This is a genomic window from Streptomyces sp. NPDC059455, assembly GCF_042750115.1.
Classification (GTDB): domain Bacteria; phylum Actinomycetota; class Actinomycetes; order Streptomycetales; family Streptomycetaceae; genus Streptomyces; species Streptomyces endocoffeicus.
In genome coordinates, this window is record NZ_JBHYVB010000181.1 from 10,274 (window position 1) to 19,821 (window position 9,548).

Annotated in this window: 8 protein-coding genes; 6 read left to right on the forward strand and 2 right to left on the reverse strand. The window is 68.6% G+C overall.

The genetic code is table 11. The features are described 5' to 3' along the window. A partial coding sequence (locus ACFXB5_RS41325) for an SDR family NAD(P)-dependent oxidoreductase (protein WP_385218546.1) occupies positions 1-392 on the forward strand: 392 nt, incomplete at its 5' end. A 622-nt stretch (positions 393-1,014) separates the two neighbouring features. On the opposite strand, the gene ACFXB5_RS41330 is transcribed toward ACFXB5_RS41325, so the two are convergent. Both ACFXB5_RS41330 and ACFXB5_RS41335 read right to left on the reverse strand, forming a co-directional pair. Continuing rightward, complete coding sequence (locus tag ACFXB5_RS41330) at positions 1,015-1,473, reverse strand: hypothetical protein (RefSeq protein WP_385218548.1); 459 nt, start codon at positions 1,471-1,473, stop codon at positions 1,015-1,017. After that, positions 1,470-1,709: a hypothetical protein gene (locus tag ACFXB5_RS41335; RefSeq protein ID WP_385218550.1), complete on the reverse strand. Its 240-nt coding sequence runs from the start codon at positions 1,707-1,709 to the stop codon at positions 1,470-1,472. Before ACFXB5_RS41335 ends, ACFXB5_RS41330 begins: the two co-directional genes overlap by 4 nt. Positions 1,710-2,424: 715 nt before the next feature. Here ACFXB5_RS41335 and ACFXB5_RS41340 point away from each other — a divergent pair. From ACFXB5_RS41340 to fxsT, 5 genes are all read left to right on the forward strand, one after another. Continuing rightward, positions 2,425-3,813 carry an XRE family transcriptional regulator gene (locus ACFXB5_RS41340; protein WP_385218552.1) on the forward strand — a complete coding sequence of 463 codons (1,389 nt, stop codon included), beginning with the start codon at positions 2,425-2,427 and terminating at the stop codon, positions 3,811-3,813. Then, entirely contained in the window at positions 3,810-4,325 is a 516-nt protein-coding gene (locus ACFXB5_RS41345; RefSeq protein ID WP_385218554.1) for an NUDIX domain-containing protein, read from the forward strand. The genes ACFXB5_RS41340 and ACFXB5_RS41345 overlap by 4 nt, the downstream gene beginning before the upstream one ends. A 279-nt stretch (positions 4,326-4,604) precedes the next feature. After that, positions 4,605-5,072: a hypothetical protein gene (locus ACFXB5_RS41350; protein WP_385218556.1), complete on the forward strand. Its 468-nt coding sequence runs from the start codon at positions 4,605-4,607 to the stop codon at positions 5,070-5,072. Between the two features lie 533 nt (positions 5,073-5,605). After that, the gene (locus tag ACFXB5_RS41355) at positions 5,606-5,983 is read left to right on the forward strand and encodes a MerR family transcriptional regulator (RefSeq protein WP_385218557.1); all 378 of its coding nucleotides are present in this window, start codon (positions 5,606-5,608) and stop codon (positions 5,981-5,983) included. 227 nt (positions 5,984-6,210) lie between these two features. After that, positions 6,211-9,465, forward strand: a complete 3,255-nt coding sequence (fxsT, locus tag ACFXB5_RS41360) for an FxSxx-COOH system tetratricopeptide repeat protein (RefSeq protein WP_385218559.1) — start codon at positions 6,211-6,213, stop codon at positions 9,463-9,465. Positions 9,466-9,548 lie beyond the last annotated feature (83 nt).

Below are 9,548 nucleotides of genomic sequence, written 5' to 3' on the forward strand. Positions count from 1 at the left end.
GGGGGGTGGGGTGGTGGGGGTGTTTTCTACTCTGGGGGGGGGGCGGGGGGGGGGCGGCGCCCCCCCCCCCCCCCCCCGGCACGGAGCTGTACGCCGCGCTGAAGGCCGCCCTGGACACGCTGACCCGCAGCTGGGCCGTCCAACTCGCCCCGCGCGGGGTGCGCGTCGCCGGTGTCGCCCCCGGCCCCATCGCCACCGGGATCGGGCATCACCAGGGGCTCGACGCCGAACAGATCGACGCACTGCGGACGACCTTGATCGAGCATGTGCCGCTGGGGCGGTTGGGCCGACCGGAGGAGGTCGCCTTCTGGATCACGCAGCTCGCCAGGGCGGAGGCGGCGTACACCACGGGGGTCGTGCTGCCGGTGGATGGTGGGGCGCTGGTCGGTTAGGTGGGGACCGGTGGTTCTTTCCCCTACCCGTCCCTTCCCACAACTGGGGCTCCGCCCCAGACTCCGGCCGGACGACCCGAATGTGCACGGATGTCCGCCTGCTCACCGGTCAGTGGCTCGGGCATCGCGCCGCAGGTGGCGTGGTCGGCGCCCTGGGCGGTGAGCTAATCGCGGCGGCGGTCGACTCGTCGCCCCCGGGGGGATCCAGGGGAGAAGCCCTTGGTAACGGGAAGGGGCGGAGAGGGGAAAGCATCGATATGCGGCTCCGTCGCGTGGCGGGACTTTGCCTCTGGGCCCCGAGGTCTGGGGCGGAGTCCCAGTTTCGGGGAGCCTCGATGCTCGTAAGTAAGTGTTCTGGAGCATACCGGCAGGTCAGCGGGCATGGAAGCGCCCCGCCCCCGATCGTGACCAGCCGGGGGCGGGGCTGGTTGGTGGCGCTCTCACCGCCTGGTGCGCGGCACTCCAGTGAAGGGGGGACCGGGGCGGGAGCCTGAGGGCGTCCGCTCGGCGTGGGCACGTCTGCCCATCGGGCTCGGGGCTTGTCCGGTCGGGAGCGCCACCGATCCCGCGCGGCCGGAGGCTACGGGGGAGCATCCCCGGCCGTGCGGGCTCCATCAGCAGCTCAGCCGGTGTCCTGGCCGGTTCCGATGAGGTAGCCGCCGAGTGCGGCGGCCACGATGAACGTGGTCAGGACCAGCGGCCCGGCGAATCGCCCCGGCCATGCCACGACGCGTTGCCAGCAGGCGCCCCAGCGTCCGGGGGCGCGGTGCGTGGCGGGCGTCCGGTCGGCGGTGCTGGCGCTGCGGGTCTGGGTCAGCGTGGCCGTGCCGTGTCCGTCCCGGGGGCGTATGGGGTCCACGCGCCAGTGACGCTCAACGGTTACGAGGAACTGACCATGGTTCAGCCCCTGTTGCTGGGTGTGGAGGATGGCCCAGCGCGCTACGGGTCCGGGGGCGCTGTCCACCCGCCCCGACGTGGCGGGGCAGGTCATGCACTCGGCGTGATAGATCCCGTCCGGCGCTCCCTGCGCGCGTTCAGCGCTGAGCACCAGGTCCGTGCCTTTAAGGATGGTCCGTGTCACTGCCACGCTCCCGGTTCGAACCGGCAGGGGCGAATGATGATCTCCCGGTAGGTGAAGTGCTCCGGGTGCGCCTTCAGGTGGCCGGTCGCCCACGCGTGCGCGGGGGCCCGCTCGTCGCTGGGCTCCCCGGTCTGCTCGCACACCGCGCACTGCATGGCGAATGTGATCGGTTCGGCGTCAGGCTCAGTGTCCGGGATGAGCCGGAACTCACGGAAACGGTACGTGGCCCGGTTCATGCCCGCCCCCTTCCGGAGAGGGCGCTCCTCTTGCTGTGGTCGGGGTGGCGCTTGAGTAACACGGCACAGTCGGTGACCTTGCTCAGGTCCCCCGCCTGACGCGCCTCTTGCTTCTCGCGCTCCAGGCGCGCGCACTCCTCACAGTTCGCGCTCATGACGCCCCTGCCGCACGCCGCACGTTTTCCAGCCGTCGCGCTATGTCGCACGACTGGGCGGGCGTGCACGTCTGGCACTCGGCCCGGTGCATGAGGTACGCCGCTTGAAGTTGCTCAAGGTCAGCGGCGCGGGGGTGTTCGGAGACTTCGTGCTCAGGCACGGCTCACCTCTGCCGGGCGAAGGCCTTCCGGGCGTGCCTGCCATTCCTTGCCACCATGTTGGGCCCTGAGCATGAGGCATGGTCCACCCCGGCCCATGTAGCTGCCCAGGCGGTCGGTGGCCGTATCTCGTACCAGCGTCCCCACGTTCGGGTGACCGTGGCTACTCTTGCGCACGGCTGCCTGTCCTTCCTCTCAGGTGTGCAGGTGGTCCGCGCCCCCGGACGTTCGCCCGTCGCGGGGGCACCCTGCTGGGCGCGTTGCACGTGTGCCATGAGTTTCGAGGCGGCAGAGGTCCGAGAGAACCGCGAACGGGGAACCCCGCAAGCCACTTTGGGGAACCCCATTGCGGGGAACCTGGGGCTACCCTGGGGAGGTCACTTCCGTCCCTGAGGTGGCCCATGGACGAACGCGAGATTCAACGCGCTGGCTATCCGCTGACGATTCCTGACACGCTGCTGCGGAGTGAGGTCATGCAACGGGCATGCGCCACTCGCAACTTCCGGGAGATTTTCCGCCTCGTCAACAGGCGTACAGGCTCAAGCCATGCGGCCATGGCCGCCGCCATCGGCAAGATGACGAGTTCCCGCGTGAGCGACATCATCCGGGGTGTCCGTGGCGTGCGCGGCCAACAAGTGATCGAACGTGTTGCCGATGGCTTCGGCATTCCCGGCGACATGCTGGGCGTGCCACCTCGCCCATGGGAGGGGTTGCCAAAATCAACCGGCATGGACCGCATCAGCGTTGAGACTATGGGAGAGTGCAGGCCAGATGCTCGACCGGTAACGAATCTTCCGGTCCACCTCACCGTTACACAAACCAGTTCGGGATTTACTTTACCAGGTCGCTGGAACAGTGACAGGGCCGCTATGGATTCGTTTCGGATGGCAGATCGCCAGCTTGGCGGGGGACATCTCTACGGCGCCGTAACGCATTATCTCAATAATAGCGTGGCGCCTAGGATCTTCGGAGCCGAGAATGTAGGCAGTACTGCGGAGACGTTTATGGCGGCTGCTGCATTAACGGAAATGGCCGGTTGGATGGCACATGATTCGGGCCAAGGCCTGCGGGCGCGACGGCATTTCGAGCACGCCCTTCCCTTTGCTCAAGCTGGTTCGGACCATGCCCTGGGGTCTCACATCCTGGCCAGCATGAGTCACCTGGCGTTGCAAATGGATCACTCGCACGAAGCCGTGACACTTGCGCGGTCCGGACAAGAAGCCATGAAGGCCGGACCATTCATCCCTGCACTTACTGCTCGACTCCATGCCATGGAAGGCCGTGCATTGGCTCGGACGGGCCATGAAGCCGCTTCCCGTCGGGCGATCGATGCGTCTGCGGAATTCCTTACACGTATGCCCTGCGAACCTCCATCAGTCTGGATCAGTGAGTTCGACATGGCTTCTCTTGCCATCGAAGAGGCGCTTTGTCTGCAAGATCTCGGCCAATATTCGGCAGCAGCTCGAAAAGCCGAGCAAGCTGTTGCCCTGCGTAGTGGGGACCGGGCGCGCAGCAGAGCATTCGGGCAGATCTCCCTGGCCGTAATTAGGGCGAAGATGGGTGACTTGGACGTAGCATGCACGATCGGGAATGAACTCCTCGAATCTTGCCGCGCTTTGGGTTCTCTGCGTATCACGCAGCAACTTGCTGACCTGGCAGACGCTCTTCATCCGTTCAAGGCTGAGGCCCCGGTAGCTGGTCTACTGGACTCTCTTCTAATGGTCAATCGGCAAAGAAGTCTGCTACTGGCAGGTATCGTCTCGCTAGACACTGTAGGGGAAACGCCATGACGACTCACCCGGAGCCTGGTACCGCCGAATGGGAAGCATATCTCGCCGAGGGGAATGCGAAGCAAGCACGTAAGCGCGTCGCGGCAGATGTTATTTTGCGTGATAAGTCAGGGAGAATTCTACTGGTGAATCCTACCTACAAGGAAGGCTGGGATCTCCCCGGCGGTATGGTAGAAGCGAATGAAGCACCTATAGAGGCAGCGCGACGCGAGTTGCTCGAAGAACTCGGAATTCAGCCGCGACTGCTAGGAATCTTGTCCGTGGATTGGGACCCACCACACGGACCATGGGACGATCAGATCGTCATTATATTCGACGGTGGGAAACTGAGTTCATCCGAAGCGTCGGCGCTTCGTCCCCACGATTCCGAACTCTCCGCATGTGCCTTCTTCACGTCAGAGGAAGCGGTAGCCGCTTTGCGTCCACGTATACGTGACCGGGTTACCCAGACCCTCGAAGCGCTCACTACCGGGAAGCCACGCTACCTGGAGTCAGGCCGCGCCCTCTGGTAACGAACCTGACGCTTTGTAGAACGCGGACTACCCAGACTCCGCCAGCGAGGCATGCCAGCGTGCGGCGATCGGGTGCCAATCTTCGTCAGCCCGAAGTATCTCCGGAGCGGTGCCACCCGGCGCGTTCATCAGTTCAGGGCCGTCGCTCTTGTTGCGCCGTCGGCGCTGGTCACGGGGCTTGGGGGGCAGGCCCCGGCATGGTGTCCCTCTAATGGAGACGCAAGGTGTGGCTGTCGGGCGCTAGACTCCGCTCATGTCGTGTGCTGATAGGGGGTGGAGATGAACGACGCAGAAAGAGAAGCGCGCCTGCTCATGGCGAACTCATACCGAGCTATGGTGTACCTTTCCGAATCGAAACTGATTCGACTCGGCGCATCGTTAGGAAGCGGCAAGACAGAAGCCTATCTCTGGCTCGCCACGCAACAGGTGGAAACCGCCAGTGCTATTCGCGCCGCCGGTGAGCGCCTGCGGAACGCCATTACAGCATCGGAAAGGCGTACGGCGGCCCGCGAATTCCTCGAAGCGTTGTCAGACCTGATGCTATCCCTGCTGTGCTTCCTGGTGCGGGTTCTGCTGCTTCTGCTGTCCCGCTCACTGAGCCGGGCCAAGCACGAAGACGTTCCGGTGTGGCAGCCCGAACCGATCGACACGTCACCACAGATCCGGCCCAGGGGGCCGAACTCTGCCCTCCCCGTGACCACATACCGGGGCGGGCACTATCGCAGTGCGCTGGGGAGCGCCGTCTAGCTGCCTAAGTGACCCGCCGACCGTTCAAGGTCGGAAGGCTCGTAAGCCGTGCTCAACTTGCCCGAAACGGCCCCATGGGGTGCCGTTCTGGTCATTATTACGCTCGTGATCATCGTCTCCGGAGTGACGACCTTGGCGCGCTTCATGTGGCCCCAGGAGTCCAGCCACCGAAAGGAACTGTGGTTGAAGTATCTCCATGAGCGCGCCCGCCGTCATCACGTGCGTCGGCGTAACCAAATCAACGAGCGGGAGTAACCCGAGCGCTGGACGGGTGAGGGCTTCACATGAGAAGTCCTCACCCATTACGTTTGTCAGGTCCGTGGAAATCTGAGCTGCTATACGCTTGCGGTCTGGCGTTACGCGCTAAGGGGGAGGCCCCCTGGTCGATGTCTTACGGTGTCCCCGGGTACTACGGCCTCTGCCGATCACTCCAGAACTGCTCGTCTGGAGCATCGGGAAGGGCGGGGAGGGGAAAGCAGCCCGCCGCAGGCGGCACGGTCCGCCCGGCCCCGCCCGCCGGTAGTCTCGCGGCCATGCGGATAGGGGAGTTGGCGAAGGCCACCGGTGCCACGACCAGGGCCTTGCGCTTCTACGAGGAGCGAGGGCTGCTGAGCTGCGCACGGGCGGGCAACGGCTACCGGGTCTACGACGAGCGGGCGGTCCGGCGGGTGGCCAACATCCGGTATCTGCTCGACGCCGGGCTCACGCTCGAGGACATCGAGCACTTCGGCGCCTGTCTGGACGGCGACCTGCCGAGCAGCCGGCCCGCCGAGGCCATGCTGGACATCGCGCGTCGCCGCCTGAGCGTGCTGGACGACCGGATCGACACCCTCACGCGGGTGCGCGACGAGCTCGCCGGGCGGCTGGCCGCCGCCTCCGGCGGCCGGATCGCGGTCAGTCCGTCCGGCTGAGCAGCCAGGACACCAGCGCCCGGACGGCGCCGCCGAGCGCGGCGGCGGCGAGGGTGAGAAGGGCGGGACGGCAGCGGTTCGGCATCTTTGACCTGCTTTCCGACATCTTCGACCTGCTTTCGTGGAACCGGCGAAGGCGCCGGGGTACGTTTCACGATGTGCGGGGTCTGGGGTGTTGCGGCAGCCCGCACGCGTTGCAGTGGGCCGCAACGGGGGAGGGGCGACCCATGAAGGACGAACCCGTCAGCGGCGAGCTGGTGCCGGAGCGGGACGCGGCGCGGCGGATCGGGGATCTGAAGCCGATCCCCGAGCAGGTGAGACCGGAGTGCCGGGCGCTGGCCGAGAACCTGCGGGACCTGTTCGGCACGGTCGGGGTGTCACTGCGGGTCCTCGCCGTACGGCTGCACTACGACGCGGGGACCGTCTCGCGCTATCTCAACGGGACCGTGGTGCCACCCGCCGAGTTCGTGGACCAGCTCTTCACCCATGCCGCCAAGGCCGCCGGGCGGCCGCCCTCCACCGAGGTCGTGGCCCATGTGCACACCCTGCAACGCCGGGCGTTGCAGGCCACCAACAAGGTGGGCTGGGAGCTCCAGCGCCTCCGCGACCAGCTCGCCGACGCGGACCGGCAGCGCCAGCAGGCCGAGGTCCGCGCCGAGGCGCTGTCGGAGGCGTTGTTGGTACGGAAACAGCGCATCGCCGAGATGGAGGTCGAGCAGCGCCGGATCGCGGTCGCGGCGGCGGATCGCGAGACCCGCGGCGCGGAGCTGGACCGGCTGCGCCGGGAGCGCGAGGACGTGACGGCCGAACGCGACCGGCTGCGGGAGGAAGTCGTCCGTCTCCAGGACGCGTTGACCCAGGCCCGCCGCCAGGCGCTGGATGCCGAGCAGCGCTGCGAGGCGCTGGAACACCAGCTTCAGGCGGAGGAGGAGACCGCGTCCTACCCGCTGTCGCACGCCCAGGAACAGGTGGCGGTGGCCGAGGAGCGGGCGCGGCAACTGGAGCGGGAACTGGCGGCGTTACGGACCCGCGACGCCGCCGCCCCCGACGACCGCTCACTGATGGAATCCAGGCGCGTCCCCGACGTCTGGGGCGGTGTGCCGCGCCGCAATCCGCGGTTCACCGGGCGGGACGCGCTGCTCGCCGAGGTGCGCGAGCGGCTGGAGGCCGCCCCCGCCGACACCGCCGTGGTCGCCCTCGTCGGGCTGCCGGGCATCGGCAAGACGCAGCTCGCCGCCGAGTACGCCCATCGTTTCGCCGCCCGGTACGACATCGTGTGGTGGGCCGGTGTGGACGGGCTGCCCGCCCTGGAGGAACGGCTGGGCGCGCTCGCCCGAGCCCTGGGCGGCGGGGACGGCAGGGACGCGGACCTGGCCCGCGCCGCCCTGGAGGCGCTGCGCCGCGGCGATCCGTACGGGCGCTGGCTCATCGTCCTGGACGATGCCGACGACCCGGAGGCCATCGCCGGGGCACTGCCCGCCGGAGGCGGCCATGTGCTGATCACCTCGCGCAACCGGGCCTGGGCCGACCACTACGCCGAGCTGCTGGACGTCCCGCCGCTGAACCGGCAGGACAGTGTCGCCTTCGTACGCCGCCGGGCGCCGCGCATCGGCCCTGAGGACGCGGACCGGCTGGCGGCGGCCGTCGAGGACCTGCCGCTGGCGCTGGACCAGACGGCGGGCTGGCTGGATGGCGCGTCCACACCGGTCGCCGAGTACGTGCGCATGGCGAGCGACGGCGAGCCCAACCCGGTACGGCCCGCCGCCGACTACCCGATGCCGTACCACTCCGCCTTCAAGGGCCTGATCACCCGGGTGCGGGAGAGCACAAAGGCGGCGGCCGAACTGCTGCGCCTGTGTGCCCTGTTCGGCCCAGGACCGGTCCCGCTCGCCCTGCTGCGGGCCGTCCCGGCGGGGCAGGTCTCCCCGGCGGTGGCGGCGCTCCTGGAGAACCCCAGCCAGCTGGAGCTGGCCATCGGCAAGCTGGCCCAGTGGTCGGTGATGCGGCGGTCGGCGCTGGAGGCCGAGGCGGTGTGGATGAGCCGCTTCGTACGGGACGCGGTGCGGCGGCGGACACCGGAGGACAAGCGGGAGAAGGACGCCCGGATCGTCCGCGGCGCCCTCGTCGCGGCGGATCCACGCTGCCCGGACGACCCGGCGGCATGGCCGCGCTACGCCCGGCTGGTGCCGTACCTGGAGCCGTCGGGCGCGCTGGAGTCGGAGGACGCCGCGTCGCGTCGGCTGGTCGTCGGGTTCCTCACGTATCTGACCCTGAGCGGCGACCACACGACGGGCAGGCGGCTCGCGGACCGCGCGGCGGGTGACTATCAGGAACTGGCCGCGCGCCGGGCCGCGCTGCTGCGCGAGACCGGGGACTACGGCGGCGCCGAGGCGCTGGACCGGGCGGTGCTGAAGAGCCTGGGCAGGCTCGACGCGCCGGGCAGACTCGTCGCGATGGCCCGGCTCGGCACGGATCTGCGGGGCCTGGCCCGCTATGACGAGGCGTACGAATTCGCCCGCGAGCAGCGCGACCTGTGTGCCGTCACATGTCCGGAAGACGGTGCGGAGGCGCGGAACGCCCGGCGCAGCCTGTCCCACTCGCTGCGGATGCTCGGCTCCTACGCCGAGGCCGCGGAGCTGTCCGGGCAGACGCTGGACAGCGCGCGGGCGGAGCTGGGCCCGACGGCGCTGGTGACGCTGGCCTGCGCGACGGAGCACGCGTACGACCTGCGGCTCTCCGGCCGTTACCGGGACGCGCTGGCACTACAAGAACCCAGCGCCCATCAGCACAGCGCGGTGCTGGGCACCGAGCATCCGCTGACCCTGACCGCCTTGTACCACCTGTGGAGGTGTGACTGGGCGGGCGACCTCGACATCCATGCCCTGTGGGAGCGGGCGAAGCGCCTGCTGGGCGAGGGTGCCCCGCTGACGCTGATGATCGCGGCCGGAGTCGCCCGCGCCCTCCGGCGCCAGGGTGATCTGGAGCGGGCGGCGAGCGTCGCCGAGAAGACCTCGGAGGGTTACTCGACCGCTTTGGGGTCCCGGCATCCGTACACCATTGGTGCCTGGGCGAACGAGGCGCTCACTCTGGGCGCCGACGACAAGGCGCGAGTTCGGGACTCGCTGTTCACGGCTATGGCCGACGCCGTCGGTGAGCGCCACCCCTGGACACTGGGGATCGCGCTCAACACCGCCGCCACGTACCACGCGACGGGGCGGTACCAGGACGCCTGCGCCATGAGCCGGGAGACCGCGCTGCACGCCGCCGAGGCGCTGGGCGAGCGGCATCCGCTGACCCTGCTGGCCCAGATCGGGCTGGCGGCGGATCTGCGGGTGATCCCTGGCGGAGGCGAGGAGGCGGATGTGATCGAGGAGGTGGCCCTCGGCGGCCTGACCGCCGTCCTGGGGCGGGCCCACCCCGAGACCGTGGCGGCCCGCAAGCGCATCCGCCCGGTCTGGGACTTCGAGCCGCTGCCGGTCTGACGCGGCCGAACGGCCGGAAGGCCCGGTGCCGCGGGTAGAGGGGCCGGGCGGTGGGTGGTGGACGGGGGGGATCAGATCTAGTA